Origin of the sequence: Janthinobacterium sp. 75 (genome assembly GCF_004365495.1) — a bacterium.
In the GTDB taxonomy this organism is placed as follows: Bacteria; Pseudomonadota; Gammaproteobacteria; order Burkholderiales; family Burkholderiaceae_D; genus Janthinobacterium.
In genome coordinates, this window is record NZ_SORD01000001.1 from 647,508 (window position 1) to 665,741 (window position 18,234).

General features: G+C 61.8%; 17 protein-coding genes and 1 riboswitch. Of the genes, 8 read left to right on the forward strand and 9 right to left on the reverse strand.

Annotated elements, in window-relative coordinates; genetic code table 11:
• Positions 1–33: 33 nt before the first annotated feature.
• From C8C89_RS02990 to C8C89_RS03000, 3 genes are read right to left on the reverse strand one after another with little or no spacing between them, the layout of a single operon-like run.
• On the reverse strand, positions 34–1,131 hold the full coding sequence (locus C8C89_RS02990) for a multifunctional CCA tRNA nucleotidyl transferase/2'3'-cyclic phosphodiesterase/2'nucleotidase/phosphatase (RefSeq protein WP_101483537.1): 1,098 nt from the start codon (positions 1,129–1,131) through the stop codon (positions 34–36).
• A 12-nt stretch (positions 1,132–1,143) separates the two neighbouring features.
• On the reverse strand, positions 1,144–1,860 hold the full coding sequence (locus C8C89_RS02995) for a glutathione S-transferase family protein (protein WP_101483536.1): 717 nt from the start codon (positions 1,858–1,860) through the stop codon (positions 1,144–1,146).
• Positions 1,861–1,882: 22 nt separating this feature from the next.
• Positions 1,883–3,829, reverse strand: coding sequence for a lytic transglycosylase domain-containing protein (locus C8C89_RS03000; protein WP_243858236.1), 1,947 nt, complete (start codon positions 3,827–3,829; stop codon positions 1,883–1,885).
• Positions 3,830–3,966: 137 nt separating this feature from the next.
• On the opposite strand from C8C89_RS03000, the gene C8C89_RS03005 reads away from it, so the two are divergent.
• Positions 3,967–4,494: a 5-formyltetrahydrofolate cyclo-ligase gene (locus C8C89_RS03005; RefSeq protein ID WP_133988847.1), complete on the forward strand. Its 528-nt coding sequence runs from the start codon at positions 3,967–3,969 to the stop codon at positions 4,492–4,494.
• Between the two features lie 135 nt (positions 4,495–4,629).
• Here the strand turns inward: C8C89_RS03005 and metF are convergent, their stop codons facing one another.
• From metF to metK, 5 genes are all read right to left on the reverse strand, one after another.
• Complete coding sequence (metF, locus tag C8C89_RS03010) at positions 4,630–5,460, reverse strand: methylenetetrahydrofolate reductase [NAD(P)H] (protein WP_131687971.1); 831 nt, start codon at positions 5,458–5,460, stop codon at positions 4,630–4,632.
• On the reverse strand, positions 5,447–5,803 hold the full coding sequence (locus C8C89_RS03015; protein WP_034783534.1) for a phage holin family protein: 357 nt from the start codon (positions 5,801–5,803) through the stop codon (positions 5,447–5,449). Before C8C89_RS03015 ends, metF begins: the two co-directional genes overlap by 14 nt.
• A gap of 81 nt (positions 5,804–5,884) precedes the next feature.
• Positions 5,885–7,309 (reverse strand): adenosylhomocysteinase, encoded by a 1,425-nt coding sequence (ahcY, locus tag C8C89_RS03020; RefSeq protein WP_133988848.1) that lies wholly within the window; start codon positions 7,307–7,309, stop codon positions 5,885–5,887.
• A gap of 24 nt (positions 7,310–7,333) precedes the next feature.
• Positions 7,334–7,402, reverse strand: a riboswitch (S-adenosyl-L-homocysteine riboswitch).
• An 86-nt stretch (positions 7,403–7,488) separates the two neighbouring features.
• The gene (locus tag C8C89_RS03025) at positions 7,489–8,001 is read right to left on the reverse strand and encodes a hypothetical protein (protein WP_133988849.1); all 513 of its coding nucleotides are present in this window, start codon (positions 7,999–8,001) and stop codon (positions 7,489–7,491) included.
• Between the two features lie 143 nt (positions 8,002–8,144).
• The gene (gene metK, locus C8C89_RS03030; protein WP_101483530.1) at positions 8,145–9,311 is read right to left on the reverse strand and encodes a methionine adenosyltransferase; all 1,167 of its coding nucleotides are present in this window, start codon (positions 9,309–9,311) and stop codon (positions 8,145–8,147) included.
• Positions 9,312–9,499: 188 nt separating this feature from the next.
• Between metK and C8C89_RS03035 the strand changes: the two genes are divergently transcribed.
• Genes C8C89_RS03035 through dapF form a run of 3 tightly spaced genes read left to right on the forward strand, consistent with a single transcriptional unit; the run spans position 9,500 to position 12,116 of the window.
• Positions 9,500–10,369: a lysophospholipid acyltransferase family protein gene (locus C8C89_RS03035; protein WP_101483529.1), complete on the forward strand. Its 870-nt coding sequence runs from the start codon at positions 9,500–9,502 to the stop codon at positions 10,367–10,369.
• Complete coding sequence (locus tag C8C89_RS03040) at positions 10,366–11,241, forward strand: lipid A biosynthesis acyltransferase (protein WP_101483528.1); 876 nt, start codon at positions 10,366–10,368, stop codon at positions 11,239–11,241. The genes C8C89_RS03035 and C8C89_RS03040 overlap by 4 nt, the downstream gene beginning before the upstream one ends.
• Before the next feature lie 11 nt (positions 11,242–11,252).
• On the forward strand, positions 11,253–12,116 hold the full coding sequence (dapF, locus tag C8C89_RS03045; RefSeq protein WP_133988850.1) for a diaminopimelate epimerase: 864 nt from the start codon (positions 11,253–11,255) through the stop codon (positions 12,114–12,116).
• 35 nt (positions 12,117–12,151) lie between these two features.
• Here the strand turns inward: dapF and C8C89_RS03050 are convergent, their stop codons facing one another.
• Positions 12,152–13,654, reverse strand: coding sequence for an SEL1-like repeat protein (locus tag C8C89_RS03050; RefSeq protein WP_133988851.1), 1,503 nt, complete (start codon positions 13,652–13,654; stop codon positions 12,152–12,154).
• A gap of 414 nt (positions 13,655–14,068) precedes the next feature.
• Here C8C89_RS03050 and C8C89_RS03055 point away from each other — a divergent pair, with 414 nt between their 5' ends.
• From C8C89_RS03055 to C8C89_RS03070, 4 genes are all read left to right on the forward strand, one after another.
• Positions 14,069–15,148 carry a porin gene (locus tag C8C89_RS03055; protein ID WP_101483525.1) on the forward strand — a complete coding sequence of 360 codons (1,080 nt, stop codon included), beginning with the start codon at positions 14,069–14,071 and terminating at the stop codon, positions 15,146–15,148.
• 179 nt (positions 15,149–15,327) lie between these two features.
• Entirely contained in the window at positions 15,328–16,005 is a 678-nt protein-coding gene (locus C8C89_RS03060) for a DUF484 family protein (protein WP_101483524.1), read from the forward strand.
• 7 nt (positions 16,006–16,012) lie between these two features.
• Positions 16,013–16,960: a tyrosine recombinase XerC gene (locus tag C8C89_RS03065; RefSeq protein ID WP_133988852.1), complete on the forward strand. Its 948-nt coding sequence runs from the start codon at positions 16,013–16,015 to the stop codon at positions 16,958–16,960.
• Between the two features lie 139 nt (positions 16,961–17,099).
• Positions 17,100–18,200: a GTP-binding protein gene (locus C8C89_RS03070; protein WP_133988853.1), complete on the forward strand. Its 1,101-nt coding sequence runs from the start codon at positions 17,100–17,102 to the stop codon at positions 18,198–18,200.
• The last annotated feature ends 34 nt before the right edge of the window (positions 18,201–18,234 follow it).

Below are 18,234 nucleotides of genomic sequence, written 5' to 3' on the forward strand. Positions count from 1 at the left end.
CATTATGTCGCCATTGTAGCCTATTCCCACCATTCAAGCCTGAGCCAGGAATGCTTGCACGGCCGCCACCCGCGCCGCATGGATGACTTCGGGGATGCGTTTCGGCTCCACGCAGCCCTGCGCCAAAGCGCCCGCATTCACGGCGCGCGCCGCGTCCAGCCCGCCCTGCAGCCGTGCCGCCGGCGCAAAGTCGCCCGCGACCAGCCCATCGCACGCCACGGCCTGCAGCATCTGCGCAAAGCGCTGCGGCTTGCGCAAGCCATCGCAGCGTTCGCACATGCTCACCACGGCTTCGGCGGTCAAGTTCAGCGCGCCGTTGATATTGTCCAGCTCGCGCGCCGCCATGACAGCCAGCTCGCGGCACTCGTTGGGCACGCGCAGGCGCTCGCTCAGTTGCTCGATGGCATCCTTACTCACATGCAGCATCAAGGCGGCGAAGCGCACGGGCAATTCATGACCTTGCGCAGCGGCATGGTCGATGACCTGCAGCAAGCGTTCGCTGAGCTGAATTTCCCCCATGATGCGCGCCAGCGCGCCGCACTCGTGCAACACCGTCAGCATGCGCGAAGGATGGCTTTCCATCAGCCCCTTGGCCACTTCCTGCCAGACGCGCTCGGCCACCAGGGCATCGACTTCGCCATCCGCCACCATTCGCCGCATCAGGGCCATGGTGGCCGGTGCCACGGTGAAAGCGTCAAAACGTGCGGCAAAGCGGGCCAGGCGCAAGATGCGCACGGGGTCTTCGCCGAACGCATCGGAGACGTGGCGGAAGATTTTGTTGCGAATATCCTCGATGCCGCCGAACGGGTCGGTCAGGCTGCCATCTTCGGCCCGGGCGATGGCGTTGATGGTGAGATCGCGCCGCACCAGGTCTTCTTCCAGCGTGACGTCGGGCGCCGTGTGGAAGACAAAGCCCCGGTAGCCGGGTGCCGTCTTGCGTTCCGTGCGGGCCAGCGCGTATTCTTCCTGCGTCTTCGGATGCAAAAACACGGGGAAATCCTTGCCGACAGGCCGGAAGCCCTGGCGCAGCATGTCGTCGGGCGTCGCGCCCACGACGACGTGATCATGGTCTTTCACGGGCAAGCCCAGCAGTTGGTCGCGCACCGCACCACCGACCGTGTAAATCTTCATAACACTCTTTTCTTAATCAGGTAATTCCGCGTCGTGCTTGGCAGCCACTTCCGTCTCCGCCAGCGCTTCCGTGATCCAGCGCGCCACGGCCGGGTGCGCCTGCACGCGCTCGCAATACGCGTTCAGGGCCGGCGCCAGGCTCACGCCATAGGTGCGGAAACGCATGACGACGGGGGCAAAATACGCATCGGCGATGGAAAACTCACCAAACAGGAACTGGTGGTGGCCAAAGCGCGACAAACACTCTTCCCAGATTTCGCTGATGCGGCCTATGTCCGCCTGCGCGGCAGCCGTGCGGCCCCGGCCCGGCAACTTGGCCTTGATATTCATCGACATATCCGTACGCAAGCCGGCAAAGCCGGAATGCATTTCCGCGCAGACACAACGCGCCATGGCGCGCGCGGCCACGTCTTGCGGCCACATGTGTTTGTCAGGAAACTGCTCGGCCAGGTATTCGCAAATGGCCAGGCTGTCCCAGATGGTTATTTCTCCCGCCAGCAGCACGGGCACCCGGCCGCAGGCCGAATATTCGGCGATTTTAGTGGCCGTGTCGCTTTGGTCGAGCAGCACGCGCACTTCCTGGAACGGGATGCCGAAGGCTGTCATGGCCACCCACGGGCGCATCGACCACGATGAGTAATTCTTGTTGCCGATGATGAGGGTCAGGCCCGGTTCGCGCGCGGCGGCCAGGGTTTGCGTCAGGCTGGGGTCAAGGATAGTCGTTTGCATGGTCGGGTATCAAAGGTATGGTTCAAGGCAAATCGGCCGCGATGGCGCTGTTTTTCGGCCCCACGGTACCCAGGCGTGCTTTCAGCGATTGCGGGCGCTTCTCGAACAGGGCCGCGTAATAGGTGGCGTTGGCCATCACGTTTTTCACGTAGCCGCGCGTTTCCGTGTACGGAATCGTTTCGGCGAAGACGGCCCCTTCCAGCGGACGCGTCATGGTGGCGCGCCAGATGCGCAAGCGCCCCGGTCCCGCGTTGTAGGCGGCGCTGGCCAGCACTTGCGAACCATCGAGGCCACCGAGCACCATGTTCAGGTAATTCGTGCCCAGCAAGACGTTGGTGCGCACATCGCTCAATGTTTCCGTGACGAAATCGGTCAGGCCGATCTTCTTGGCGACATAGCGGGCCGTCGACGGCATCACCTGCATCAGGCCGGACGCGCCCACATGCGACTGCGCATCCATGATGAAGCGCGATTCCTGGCGAATCAAGCCATACACCCAGGCTTTATCCAGGCCCAGGGTTTGCGTGGCCGGATGCATGACGTCGTCGTGCGGCGTCGGGTAGCGCTGCGTGTAATCGACTTCCAGGCGCGTGCGGTCCGAGGTATTGACCATGCGGTCGAGCACATTGTTCTGGCGCGCAAATTCCGCGGCCGCCAGATGCTGGCGATCCGTCATCGAACGCAATTCCCAGTTCCACTCGCGCGTGCCTTCAAAGCGCAAGCGCATGTTGAAAAATTTCAGCGCCCGCTGCAAGCCCGGATTGGCGGCCATGGCGGCGATTTCCATCGGCGTGACGGGCTGGCCCGGCGGCGGCAAGACCAAATGGTTGCCCAGTTCTTCGTTGGCCAGCAAGCCATAGAAATTCGACTGGTCGGCAATCGTGCGGTACAGGGTATCGGCCTGGGTATTCGGGCGGCCCGGGGTTTCCGCCTGCTGTGCGCGCGCCAGCCAGTAGACCCAGGTGGGGTCCGTGCGCAGGGAGGCGGGCATGGCCTGGATGGACGACTTCACCACGGGCCAGCTGCCTTCGCGCAGGGCTATGCGCGTTTTCCACTGCATCTGTTCCAGGGTCAATGGTGCGCCATTGGATTTTTGCCAATATTCAAACGCTTCCGGCGCCAGCGAATACGATGCCTGCAAGGCCAGGTTGGCCCAGCCGATGGCCTGCTCCTGCGGCGTCAGCTGCCCACTGGCTTTTTGCAGCGCCACCACGCCCAGTTTCAGGGTGCTTTTCGCCATGCGGCCGACGGCCACCAGGTACATTTCATGGTCGGCGCGGCTGGGTCCCGGTCCCTTGGCCAGCATCAGCGCCGGTAAATCGATGGCTTGCGCCATCTTCGCGTCGGACGCACCCAGCAGCAGCGCGATGCGGCGCGCCGGGCCAGTGGCATTCGTCTGGCCCGCCAGGCGAATCTGCGCCCATAGGTCATTCGTGTCGAATTGACCATTTTGCGCCAACATGGCGATCAGGCTGCCGCACGCTTCGCCATAGCCGGGCGGCGACACGAGCAGGTTGCGCGCCTCGGGCGCCACGTTCTGCCCCTTGGCGGCGCGCGACATCAGCGCATAGCACTTGAGCTGGGTGTCGTCATCGAGGGCGAATTGCGGGTATTGCTCGTCAAACACGACCCAATCACGCTTGCGGCCCAGCTCCAGCAGCCAGTCGTTGCGGAAACGGTCGGCGATGGCACTGCCCTTGTAGCGGTTCAGGTAATCGCGAAATTGCGCCTCGGTCAGCAGTTTGATGCGCGGTTTCAGCCGATAATAGTCAACATACGATGGAATCTGGTAATTCGTCAGGCGACCCGCATAAAAGTCGGCTTTTTCGGCGTCATCCTTGCGCGCGGCGTCGCGCAGCAGCAGGAAGGCATCGTCCTCGCTGCGCGTGTCCGGTGCGGCAGGAGAGACGGTGGCTGGCACCTGGGCCAGGGCGGCCAGGGGAGACAAGGCCGATGCAACACACAGCATCGTGCCGGCAATCCATTTCAGTGGGGAAATCAATGTACGACTCTCAATCTTAACTTGATGGTGATATGAATAGCGACCCTAGAATAACATGCGATCCGGCTGCACGGCCACCCATTGCTCCACAGGACAAAGCCGGCTTGCGCAAGGCCCTGCTGGCGGCCCGCCGCGCCCTGCCCGAGACCACGCGCGCAGGGTGGGACGCTGCCATCGCCCGGCGTCTGCTCGACTGGTGCGCGCAGGAAAATATTACAGAACTGGGCGTGTACTGGCCCCTGCATGGCGAGCCGGACCTGCATGGCGCGTATGCGCAGCTGGACGCGCGCGGCGTGAAATTATGCCTGCCGGTGGTGCTGGAAAAGCATGCACCGCTGGCATTCAGCAACTGGAGGCCCGGCGAAGCGATGGTGAAAGATGGCATGGGCGTGGCCGTGCCCGCCCAATTACGCCTGCGCCCGGCGCCCACCACCCTGCTGGTGCCCTGCCTGGGTTTTAGTTTGGAACGTTTTCGCCTCGGCTATGGCGGCGGCTATTACGACCGTACCCTGGCGCAAGCGCCCCGTCCGCGCACCCTGGGGATCGCCTATGCCTGCCTGGCGGCACACTTCGCAAGTGGCGAATACGACATCGCCCTCGATCACATAATGACCGAGGGCGATCTGTTCTGATAGCACCTAACATAACCTACTGCGCGTCGCGATTTGCGGCCTCCGATGCTCACTGTGCTATAGCACAGTTCCGCTTCTCAGCCACAACTCGCATCCGCTCGCTACGGTTCTGTTAGGCGCTATAACCCCGAGGAATTACTTGACCAGGCGCTGCCACAGGGCGGTAGTGGGCGCCGCCTGGTTCATGCTATAGAAATGCAAGCCTGGCGCGCCGCCTTCCAGCAAACGCTCGCACAAGCCCGTCACCACGTCCAGGCCAAAAGCCTTGATGGACGCGCTGTCATCGCCAAAGCTGGCCAGCTTCAGACGCACCCAGCGTGGAATTTCCGCACCGCACATGTCCGAAAAGCGCATCAGCTGCGTGTAATTCGTGATCGGCATGATGCCGGCCACGATAGGCACGTTGATCCCCATCTTCTGTGTCTGCTCGACAAACTGGAAATACGCATCGGCATTGTAAAAGTACTGGGTGATGGCCGCATCGGCGCCCGCCTGCACCTTGCGCGCGAACGCGTTCAAGTCGTCCTGCGGCGAACGGGCTTGCGGGTGCACTTCCGGATAGGCGGCCACTTCGATATGGAAATGGTCGCCCGTCTCGGCGCGGATGAATTCCACCAGCTCGTTGGCGTAGCGGAACTCGCCCGAAGCGCCATAGCCGCTGGGCAAGTCGCCCCGCAAAGCCACGATACGGCTCACGCCGGCCGCCTTGAAGTCGGCCAGCACGGCGCGGATCGATTCGCGCGACCCGCCGACGCAAGACAGATGGGGCGCGGCTTGTTCGCCGGCCGCCAGGATCTCGCGCACGGTGTCCAGGGTACCCTGCTGCGTGGTGCCACCGGCGCCAAACGTCACCGAGAAATACTTCGGATGCAATTCAGATAACTTGATACGCGTGGCGCGCAGCTTTTCCGCCCCTTCCGGGGTTTTTGGCGGGAAAAACTCAATACTGAAATTATGCTTTTCCATCGTCATTACTCAAAAGTAAGGTCGACAAGGCCCAGGAAATGATGCTGTACAGAATGGCACCGCCCACGGCAGACCAGAAACTGGCGACATGGAAACCATCTATCACCTGCGCCACCAGCCAGAACAGGAAGCCGTTGATGATCAGGATGAACAGGCCCAGCGACAAGAATGTCACGGGCAGGGTCAGCAAGATCAGCAATGGGCGGATCAGCGCATTGACCAGCCCCAGCACGGCAGCGGCCAGCAGCGCGGTCCAGCCGCTGCTCATCGTCACCGAGTGCATCAGGTAAGGAACGGCAAACAGGGCTGCCGCATTGATAAACCAAATCAGTAGCAAGCGCATTTCTCTAGCCTGTCAAAAGTAGGGTCAGGCCGGCGGCAGGCGCCGGCCCTCAGAGGGTGAGTTACAGCCCCGGACTACCGATTAATAACGGTAATGTTCGGGTTTGTATGGACCTTCCGTGCGCACGCCGATGTAGTCGGCTTGCTCTTGCGTCAGTTCCGTCAGCTGCGCGTTCAACTTTTTGAGTTGCAAACGGGCGACTTTTTCGTCCAGGTGTTTTGGCAGGGTGTACACGCCGACCGGGTAATTGGCCGTGTTCGCGTACAGCTCGATCTGGGCGATCGTCTGGTTGGCGAACGACGAGCTCATCACGTACGACGGGTGGCCCGTGCCGCAACCGAGGTTGACCAGGCGGCCTTCGGCCAGCAGGATGATGCGGCGGCCCGACGGGAAGATGATGTGGTCGACTTGCGGCTTGATGTTTTCCCACTCGTATTGCTTCAACGAAGCAACGTCGATTTCATTGTCAAAGTGACCAATGTTGCAGACGATGGCCTGGTCTTTCATGCGCGTCAGGTGGTCGTGCGTGAGGATATGGTAGTTGCCCGTGCAGGTAACGAAGATGTCGCCGTGTTCGCAGGCGTAATCCATGGTCACCACGCGGTAGCCTTCCATCGCCGCCTGCAGTGCGCAGATCGGGTCGACTTCCGTCACCCACACTTGCGCCGACAGGGCGCGCATGGCTTGTGCCGAACCTTTACCCACGTCACCGTAACCGGCGATGACGGCCACTTTACCGGCGATCATCACGTCGGTGGCGCGCTTGATGCCGTCGACCAGGGACTCGCGGCAGCCGTACAGGTTGTCGAATTTCGACTTCGTGACGGAATCGTTGACGTTGATCGCAGGGAAAGCCAGCTTGCCTTCCTTGTGCATCTGATACAAACGGTGCACGCCGGTGGTGGTTTCTTCCGTCACGCCCAGGATTTCCGGCAGACGCTTCGAGTACCAGGTCGGGTCGGTCACCAAGTGTTTCTTGATCGAGTTGAACATGCAGATTTCTTCTTCCGAACCCGGATTCGCCAGCACCGACAGATCGGCTTCCGCGCGCACGCCAAGGTGCAGCAGCAGGGTAGCGTCGCCGCCATCGTCGAGGATCATGTTCGAGTAGACAGCCTTGCCATCCACGCTCGGCCATTCGAAGATGCGGTGCGTGTATTCCCAGTAGTCGTCCAGCGACTCGCCCTTGATGGCGAAGACAGGCGTGCCGGCGGCAGCGATGGCGGCGGCAGCGTGATCTTGCGTCGAGTAAATGTTGCACGATGCCCAACGCACTTGCGCGCCCAGTGCTTCCAGAGTCTGGATCAGCACGGCGGTCTGGATGGTCATGTGGATGGAACCGGTGATGCGCGCGCCTTTCAGGGGCTGCGCTGCCGCGAATTCTTCGCGGATGGCCATCAGGCCAGGCATTTCCGTTTCAGCAATCTTGATTTCTTTGTCGCCCCATGCGGCCAGAGTGATATCGGCGATGGTGTAGTCGTGTTGCGATTTGAGTACGGCGTTCATCACGCCCTCCTTTCAGTTGAAAAAGGTACGTGAGCGCAGTTGCAGGATATTCCGAGCCTGGCGAATTTCTTCGTCGCAACGCTCCTCGGACCCTGCATCATAACATTGGCCATGCGCCGGCGGCAACCATTAGTCAAGCGGGCCGGCCGCTTGTCAGGTCCGCGGCGCGCGCTGGCACCCTAGGGTTTGCGCGGCCAGTTCTTGCCCTGGCTGAGACAGCTGGCGCGCGCGTCAGCATCCAGGCGCCGCGCCATTTCATCGGCCAGGTCGCGCAGGATGGGCACCATGTCTTTATCGGCCTTGCTGCCGTCGGTCGGGTAATTCGCGGCGCGCATGGCCCATTTGCAAGTGATCACGGGATCGGGCTTGATATTCGAGCGCCAGGCATCGGGATCCGTGGCGAGAAAACCACTGTCCGCATAAATGGTGAGCACATGCAAGGCCTGGCGTACCGACATTTGCTCCATCAACTCGGTGAGCTCGGGCCGGATCTGGACCGGCGTCGCCAGCGTACCATCGGGGAAAACAAATTTGCCGGCCGCCGCCAGGGTCAGCACGGCATGGCCATCGCCCCCTTCTGCCTTGTCCAGCCATTGCCCCACCGTCAGCGTAGCCGGCGCCGCCGCGACAACGGACAGGCTCAATGTAGCCAGCAGAACAACAAGCAGCGAGCGTGGGCGCAACAAGATCATGAAATTCCCTAATTGTTTTATTTGCAATGAATTGTAGTGTATCCCCATGACCGCGCCGTTCGGTACGCGCCGTCCCATGCGCACCCATAAAAAAAGCGCCCGCGGCCTGCTGGCCGGGGCGCTTTTCTTGCAAGCGGACTAGATTACTTCAGACCGGCAGCGTCGCGCAGCAGGGCGACCTTGTCGGTGCGCTCCCACGTGAATTCCGGCTCTTCGCGGCCGAAGTGGCCGTAAGCGGCGCTCTTCTGGTAGATCGGACGCAGCAGGTCCAGCATTTGCACGATGCCTTTTGGACGCAGGTCGAAGTGCGCCAGCACCAGCTTGGCGATTTCCGCGTCGGGAATCACGCCCGTGCCTTCCGTGTAGACGGTGATGTTGATCGGCTTGGCCACGCCGATGGCGTAGCTGACCTGCACCTGGCATTGACGCGCCAGACCTGCCGCGACGATGTTTTTCGCCACGTAGCGAGCGGCGTAGGCTGCCGAACGGTCGACTTTCGACGGATCCTTGCCCGAGAACGCGCCGCCGCCGTGCGGGGCTGCGCCACCGTAGGTATCGACGATGATCTTGCGCCCGGTCAAGCCGCAATCGCCTTGCGGACCGCCGATGACGAAACGGCCCGTCGGGTTGACGAGGAATTTGGTCTCCGTCAGCCATTCGCGCGGCAGGATGGGCTTGATGATTTCTTCGATGACCGCTTCTTCGATCTGCTTGTGCGAGATTTCCGGCGCATGCTGGGTCGACAGCACGACCGTGTGCACGCCGACGGGACGGCCATCGACGTAGCGCAGGGTCACTTGCGATTTTGCATCCGGACGCAGCCATGGCAGACGGCCATCCTTGCGCAGTTGCGACTGGCGCTCGACCAGGCGGTGCGCGTAATGGATGGCGGCAGGCATCAGCTCGGCCGTTTCATCGCAGGCGTAGCCGAACATCAGGCCCTGATCGCCAGCGCCTTGATCCAGGTCAATCCCCGCACCTTCATCGACGCCTTGCGCGATGTCGGGCGACTGCTTGTCGTAGGCCACCAGCACGGCGCAACCCTTGTAGTCGATGCCGTATTCCGTGTTGTCGTAGCCGATACGTTTGATGGTTTCGCGCGCAACTTGAATATAATCCACATTGGCGTGAGTGGTAATCTCGCCAGCCAGTACCACCAGACCCGTGTTGCACAAGGTTTCGGCAGCCACGCGGGCGGTCGGATCCTGGGTCAGGATGGCGTCAAGGATGGCGTCGGAAATTTGATCGGCAACCTTGTCGGGATGGCCTTCCGAGACGGATTCGGAAGTGAAGAGATAGTCGTTTGACATTGCAAGCTCCTGATTACTATGTGAATGTTCTGTCGCAGTAAAGAGGATTTTGCCTGCGACGCTTTAGCGATATTTATATTCCGCTTCGCAAGTTGTCTATTAACTCAGCGGTTACTGCATACGTGGTATTTTACGCTTCTTAAAAAATTTTGGCACGGCAACACGCCATTCCTGGAAACAGCTTATTCATGTTAGTCCCAATTTTCCGCTTTTTATCCATCTTTCCCCTGCCCGTCCTGCATGGCCTTGGCGCTGTACTCGGCTGGGTGATTTACGCCATATCCCCGTCTTACCGGCGCCGCATGCGCGAGAATATGCAGGGTGCGGGGTTTTCGCAACACTTGCACACGGCCGTGGCCGAAGCGGGCAAGAGCGTGCTGGAACTGCCTTTCATCTGGTGCGCCCCAGCCGAACGCGTGGCGCGCCATGCGACGGTGGAAAACTGGGAACTGGTGGAAAAAGCGCTGCAGCATGGCCGCGGCATCGTCTTCCTGACGCCGCACCTGGGCTGCTTTGAAATCGTCGCCCAGCAAATCGCCCTGCGCACACCGCTCACCGTGATGTACCGCCCGCCCAAGCGCGCCGCGCTGAAGCCGCTGATCGAAGGGGCCCGCGCGCGCGAAAACCTGATGCTGGCGCCGGCCAACATGTCGGGCGTGCGCATCTTTGCCAAATGCCTGAAAAAAGGCCAGCCCATCGGCTTGCTGCCCGATCAGGTGCCGCAAGAGGGCGAAGGCGTGTGGGCCGATTTCTTCGGCCGCCCCGCCTACACCATGACCCTGCCGGCCAAGCTGGCGCAAATGGGCGGCGCCGAAGTCATCATCACCTACGCCGAGCGCCTGCCCGGCGGGCGCGGCTACATCGTGCATTTCGTACCCTTCACCGAGTCGCTAGCCAGCACCTCGGCAGAGCAGGCGCGCACCATCAACGCGGCGATGGAACAGTTGATCGCGCGTAGTCCCGCGCAATACCTGTGGAGCTACAACCGCTACAAGGTGCCGCGCGGCGCGGCGCCGCCCACGCCGGCCAGCCCCGATGCGGCCAAGGAGCAGCCATGAGACTGCTGATCGCTTTCATGTGGCTGCTGCACTGGCTGCCCCTGCCCATCCTGGGCCGCTTCGGCGTGGCCGTCGGCAGCGTGCTGTTCATCGCCATGCCCACGCGGCGCGCCATCGCCCTGACGAATTTGCGCCTGTGCATGCCGGAGTTGACGGAACAGCAGCGCGTGGCGCTGGCGCGCCAGCATTTCCAGGCGTATTCACGCAGCGTGTGGGAGCGCAGCATCCTGTGGTGGTCGTCGGAAGAACGCCTGAATCGCCTGATCAAAAAAGTGCCCGCCTTCCCGGGCCAGCAGATCGCGGCCAAGCCCACCATCTTGCTGTGCCCGCACTTCGTCTGCCTCGACGTGGCCGGTGCCGCCACGGCCATGGAAATTTCGGCCTCGTCCATGTATGTGCAGCAAAAGAACGCCGCCTTCGACCAGGCCTTGCGCAACGGCCGTTCGCGCTTCAAGCCGCCCAAGTTGTTTACGCGCCAGGACGGCATCAAGACGATTCTGCGCGCGCTGCGCGACGGCTTGCCGTATTTCATGCTGCCGGACATGGATTTCGGTGAAAAGGATGCGGAATTCGTGCCCTTCTTCGGCGTCCCCGCCGCCACCCTGACGGCTACGGCGCGCCTGGCGCTGGCCGCCAAGGCGCAGGTGATTCCCGTCATCGCCACCTTCTTGCCCAATTACCAGGGCTGGAAAGTGACCTATTACCCGGCCTGGGACGATTATCCGGGCGACGACATCACGGCCGCCACGCGCCGCATGAACGCATTTATCGAAGAGCGCGTGCGCGAAGCGCCGGCCGAGTACTTCTGGACGCATAAACGCTTCAAGACGCGTCCCGAAGGCGAAGCGTCGTTCTATAACCAGCACAAGTGATACGGCAAAACATGAAACTCCAATTTACCAAGATGCATGGCGCCGGCAATGACTTCATCGTCATCGATGCCATCAATCAAGATATCGACTTCACGCCGGCCCAGTGGCAACGCCTGGCCGACCGCCGTTTCGGCATCGGCGCCGACCAGATCCTCGTGGTGGAAAAGCCGCGCCTGCCCGGCTGCGACTTCCGCTATCGCATCTATAACAACGATGGCGGCGAAGTCGAACAATGCGGCAACGGCGCGCGCGCCTTCGTCAAGTTCGTCAGCGAAAAAGGCCTGTCAAGCAAGACCAGCATCCGCGTGGAAACCATGGCCGGCATCATTGCGCCGCGCCTGGAGCTCGATGGCAGCATCACGGTCGACATGGGCGCGCCCGTGCTGGAGCCAAAACTGGTGCCGTTCGATGCTGGCGGCCTCGATGGCGTGGCCGAGGGTAACGACACCTTGTGGCCGCTGGACCTGGCGCTGCCGGGCCACAGTACCCCCGTGCTGGTATCTGTCGTGTCGATGGGCAACCCGCATGCCGTGCAAGTGGTCGACGATGTCGACGCGCAGGATCTGGAGCAATCTGGCCCGCGCATCGAGCACCATCCGCGCTTTCCCCGCAGAGTCAACGCAGGCTACCTGCAGGTCATCGACCGCCATCACGTGAAACTGCGCGTGTATGAACGGGGCGCGGGCGAAACGCTCGCTTGCGGCACCGGCGCCTGCGCCGCCGCCGTGGCCGGCATCATGCGCGGCCTGCTCGACTCGCCCGTGCGCATCAGCGCGCGCGGTGGCGAACTGTCGATCGCCTGGCAAGGCCCCGGCCAGCCCGTCCTGATGACGGGCCCGGCCGTGACCGTGTTCGAAGGCACGATCGAGCTGTAATCGAGCTGTAAACAGCGAACAATCAGGAGTAAAAGTCAGGCCGCCAGGAACTGCTGTTCCTGCGTGACACCCAGCTCGGCCAAGTAACACTTCAGGCGGTACAGGCGTTGCCGGTAATTGCCTTCCGGCCCCGTCACGCCGCAATCGACGCGTTCGAACAGGCGTACTACCTGGTCGACCAGCTGGCGCTCCTGCGCCGTGCGGATCAATGCCAGGCGCCGCTTGCCGCGTCCATGCGTGGCGCTGATATCGATCAGCAGGCAATGCCCCTGGTCGGCCGCATGGAGATCGAGCAGCAGCGCCTCGGCACGCGACAGGTGAAAGCGGCGCGCCAGCTCCAGCCGCGCCGCCAGCAAAGGGTGGCTCTGACCCAGCTGGCGCAGTTGTCCATCGGCGTGCAGGGCGGCGCACTGGCCCCAGTCGCCGGGCTCGCCGCGTGGCGCGATCTTCGCCAGCGCCGCCTCGGCTTCACTGCTGCCTTGCGCCTGCGCCTGCAGCAGCCAATAGGCGGCACGCACATCGTTGTTGACACTATCGCGGCGATTGCGCCAGGCATGCATGCCGCACTCGAGCTGGGCCGGGCCATGTCCCAGGTCGGCGGCACGCTCCAGGCAGGAATGGGCTTCGACCACATTGCGCTGGGAAAATTCCGGCTTTGTATAGATGCGCGACAGCACGAACCAGGCTTCGGCCAGGCCCTGCTCGCCAGCCTGCGTCAGCCAGCGCACGGCCCGCTTGAAATTGGCCGCGCCGCTGCGCGTGGCCAGCCGCCGGCCATGCGCATCCATGCGCGCATAGCCGAGTCCCAGCTCCAGCTGCGCCGTGCGGTCGCCGCCATGCGCGGCCAGCTCGCAACATTGCCAACCCTCGACATCGCCGCCTGGGGCCAGTGCCTGGGCACAACGCGACAACAACAGCACCTGCTGCGTGTCCAGCGCGATCGTGCGCGCCCCGGCTGCGGCCTGGCGCTGTAACAGCTCGCGCGCCTGCGGCAAGCCTTGCGTCAGGAAGCCGGCATGGTTGCCCTGGCTCCAGGCCTGCTCCAGCCAGGCGTACAGGGGCGCGTCGCCGTCGAGGGCTTGCTCGCCAGCGACGCCGCTATCCGGCATGGAGGCTGCGGACGATCCTTCTTGCATGGATAACAACCATTGCGCATCGGGCAAGCCGGCACGCACGGCGGCGTCCAGCGCCACGCGCGCCTTGGCGCGCAAGGTTTCGCAACTGCTGGCGTTGTTGCCCAGCACCAGTTGCGCCAGCACCAGGCCCGCCTGCACCAGGCCCGCATCGAACGCCTGCGCGTAATACGGAATCAGTGTCCTGGCTGCCGGTTGCGCCACTTCGAACGGCACGTGCGTACCGATCAGCAAGCATGCTTCCTGGCTATTCTCCTGGGCTGCCCGCGCCAGCCAGTGCAAGGCTGTCGGCAAGCTCTGCGGCACACCCTGTCCGAACAGATACACCCGTCCCAACGCCAGCTGGCACGCCACATCGCCGGCACGTGCGCCCTTGATCAATCCTAATGTTTCGCGATTTGCCATCGATTCTCGATATTGAGTCAATGATTCTAATAATAGTGTCGTCTCCGGGCCCATCAGTGCAGGCCGTCCCTTAGTGTAACGTCCTTGTGACATAAATCCGACCAAGCCGGCTTAAGAACTTGATTCAACGCAACAATGTCCTTGCCGGAACACGCCAATATGGCAAGGCGCTGCCACCGTGGCGAGAGGGAGAAGGCTGGCCATCGGCGCAGGATAGGCAGAAACCGCGCGTTACAAAAATACAACAGGGCCATGGATTTATGACGCTTTTCACCAATCTTTTCACGCACATTTGACCAATCCCGCGCGACTTGCGCGCCGACGAATTAAGGTTCATTCATCGGAACGCGGCAATTGGCGCCTTTCAATCTGCTCGGATCTCGGACGGAACTCACTTTTAATAGGGAATAAGACATGAAAAAAACACTCGTTGCCCTCGCACTCTTCGGCGCTTTTGCCGCAACCGCACAAGCACAGTCGTCCGTCCAAATCTACGGCACGATCGATGCAGGCCTGGGTAAAGCATCGAATGGAACCACTAGCGTCACCAAACGCGACAATAACAAGCTGGGTTTCAAGGGCACGGAAGATCTGGGCAATGGCTTGAAAGCTATTTTCCAACTGGAAATTCGCTATGAATCCGACACCGGCACCGTAGAAAACACCTCGGGCATCAATTCGCGTCCGCTGTTCCAGGGTCAAAGCCGCGTCGGCCTGCAAGGCGACTTCGGTACCTTGCGCCTGGGTCGTGGCCTGACCGCCTTCCAGGAAACGAGCACCAGTTTCGAACCATGGTCCGGCATGCCGACGCCAGCGGGTTTCCAGACCGACCTGACCGTGGCCGCCTATAGTAGCGATCCGCTGAGCGCACCAGGCAACTCGAAAAACCGCTTCTCGAATGCCGTGTTCTATAACTCGCCAGTCATGAGCGGTTTCCAGTTCAACGCCACCGTGGCCGCCAAGGAAGCGAACAACAACGCCGCCGTTGCAGCCACCGTGCGCAACCTGACGACGAATGCCACGGGCAATTTCGCCGTAGCAGCCAATGTGGCGCCAGCATCGAACCCGTACTCGGTTTCGGCAACGTACAACTACGCCCAGTTCGCAGCCATGGCTGCCTACGAGCGTAACGGCCTGCAAGCCAAACTGTGGTCGGTCGGTGCATCGTTCAATCCAATCGCGGAATTGAAACTGATGGCGTCGTACCAGCATCAGGATGACGGCAATTTCAAAATCGTCAACACCGACACCAAATCGTGGGTGCTGGGCGCCAACTACGACGTCGGCCCAGGCAAGATCCGCGCTGGCTACGGTCAGAAAACGCCGGATGGCGTCGCCAAGACCAAACAGGCATCGCTGGGCTATGACTACAATCTGTCGAAACGTACCTACCTGTACGCAGATATTTCGAACAAGAAATCGGCCAGCGCCGCCAACTACAACAACACCACCTCGGTCAGCTACATCGGCCTGGGCGTACATCACAACTTCTAATGCCCCGCACGTCACCCTCAATGGGTGATTGCTGAGCAAGGAATGCAAGGCGGCATGGGCAACCATGCCGCCTTTTTCATGTGCGCGCGGAAAATGCATCGGCGCCCTGCCCTTTGCGCCTATGCGGGCGTACTCTCGGTTAGAATGAAGCGTTCATCCTTCACTGACAGACATTCTCAATGACCGCCACACTCGATTCCAGCACCGTCGCCCAGTACCTGAGCGAGCATCCGACTTTCTTCGAAGAGCATACCGCGCTGCTCGGCGAGGTCAAGCTGAGCAGCCCGCTGACGGGACGCACCATCTCGCTGCAGGAGCGGCAAATGGAAGTGATGCGTGACAAATACAAGGCGCTGGAACTGCGCATGTCCAAGCTGAGCCGCCTGGCCGAGGAAAATGGCGACATCGCCAGCAAGTTCCACGGCTGGAACCAGGCCATGCTGCAAGTGCGCAGCGATGCGGCCATGCCGCGCGTGCTGGTCGATGCCTTGCAAAGCAATTTCGACGTGCCCTATGTCAGCCTGCGCCTGTGGCAAGTGCTGCCGGAACACGCCAATGGCTGGTTCACGGAAGATGTCACGGCCGACGTGCGCATGTTCGCCAACAGCTTGCAAGCGCCGTACTGCGGCAGCAACCGCGATTTCGAGGCCGTGCACTGGTTGCAGGCGGATAAAATCGAATCGACCGTCATGATCGCCCTGCGCGCCCCCGGCACCACAGGCACCTTCGGCTTGCTGGTGCTCGGTTCGCCCGACAGCGAACGTTTTACCTCCAGCATGGGCACCGACTTCCTCGTGCATATCGGCGCCACGGCCAGCGCCGCCCTGGCCGCGCTGCGCGCCGGCTCGCCTGCCTGAGTCAGTCATGGGCGAGGCGCGCGGCAAGGCTGAATGGCTGGCCAGCTACCTGGCGCAGCTGGCCACGCAGCGCAAGCTGTCGCCGCACACGCTCGACGCCTACGGGCGCGACCTGCGCGCCTTGCTGGAACTAAGCGGCGATACGCCCTGGACCGCCCTCGCACACAACGAAATACGCCGCTACACGGCCAAGCTGCACAGCGGCGGCCTCGACCCGCGTTCGATCGCCCGCAAGCTGTCGTCGTGGCGGGGCTTTTTCAACTGGCTCAGTGGCGAGACCAAGCTCGACGCCAATCCCGTCGACGGCATCCGCGCCCCCAAGCGGGCCAAAACCTTACCGAAAGCCCTGTCGGTGGACGATGCCGTGCGCCTCGTGGCGCCCGCGCAACACCAGCAGGGTAGCGCCGAGCCGGAGCAATTGTGCAACCGCGCCATGTTCGAACTGCTGTATTCGAGCGGCTTGCGCGTCTCCGAACTGACCAGCCTGGACACCCATTACTGCAAGGCCGAGGGCGGCCAGCACGCCTCGCTGGGCTGGCTAGACATGGCCAGCTTCGAAGTCATCGTCACGGGCAAGGGCAACAAGATGCGCAAGGTACCCGTTGGCAAGGCAGCGCTCGTCGCGCTGGCCAGCTGGCTGGCCGTGCGCCCGCCCGCCAGGGATGGCAGCGCTGCCTTGTTTTTAAGCACGCGCAACACGCGCATCTCGCCGCGCGTATTGCAGCTGCGCCTGAAGGCGCATGCGCTGGCCACCGAAATCCCCGCCAACGTGCACCCGCACGTGCTGCGCCACTCTTTCGCCTCGCATGTGCTGCAATCGTCGGGCGACCTGCGCGCCGTGCAGGAAATGCTGGGCCATTCCAGCATCACCTCGACCCAGGTCTACACGGCCCTCGATTTCCAGCATCTGGCGCACGTGTATGACCAGGCGCACCCGCGCGCCAAGCTCAAGTAGGCAGCCGCGCCAGTAGACCAGCCTGATCCATATCAAGCGGATGGGCGCGCATTTGCAAGCATTTGCAAAATTCCGGCATAATCGTCCGCATTCTTCCGCTTGCGCGGCGGCACCATCGATTACAGCATAGGCATCCTTCATGGCACTGATTCCAACCACCATCCTTACCGGTTTCCTGGGCGCCGGCAAAACCACCTTGCTCAACCGCATACTGCAGGAAGACCACGGCATGCGCATCGCCGTGATCGAAAACGAGTTTGGCCAGGAAAACATCGACAATGAAATCCTGGTGCAGGATAGCAACGAGCACATCATCGAGATGAATAACGGCTGCATCTGCTGCACCGTACGCGGCGACCTGATCGTGGGCCTGACGGAACTGGCGCGCAAGCGCGACGCCGGCCTGCTGGCATTTGACCGCGTCGTCATCGAAACGACGGGCCTGGCCAATCCCGGCCCCGTGGCGCAAACCTTTTTTGTCGATGAAGAAGTGGGCAGCCACTACATGCTCGACGCCATTATCACGGTGGTCGATGCCCGCCATGCGATGAAACAACTCGATGAATATGAGGAAGCCCAGCGGCAAGTGGGCTTCGCCGACAAGCTGCTGCTGTCGAAAACTGACCTCGTCAGTGAAGAGGACGTGGCCACCCTGACTCGCCGCCTGAAGCGCATCAATCCCCGCGCCCCCATCGCCAGGGTCGATTTCGGCCGCGCGCCGCTGGCCGAAGTGCTCGACATCCGCGGTTTCAACCTGAATGAAAAGCTGGAACTGGACCCGGATTTCCTGGCCACCGAAACGGCGCACGTCCACGATCATGACCACGCGCACGAGCACGAGCACGCCCATGAGCATACTGGCGAGAAAGCACATCATCACGAGCACAGCGACGCCTGCGCCACCGATTGCGGCCACGCAGACCACCACCATGCGCAGCATAGCGACGATATCGCCGCCTTTGTTTTCAAGAGCACGCAACCGTTCGACAGCGCCAAGCTCGATGAGTTCCTCGGCGGCCTGGTGCAAGTGTATGGCCCGCGCATGTTGCGCTACAAGGGCGTGCTGCTGATGCAGGGTGCCGAACGCAAGGTGGTATTCCAGGGCGTGCACCAGTTGATGGGCAGCGACCTGGGCGCCAAATGGGGAGAGAATGAGGTGCGTGGCAGCAAAATGGTGTTTATTGGCAAGAATCTACCAAAAGACATTTTTATTCGCGGACTCGAACAATGTTTGGTATAAACTAGCCGGGTTTTGCAAAGTATTCTTTGCAAAG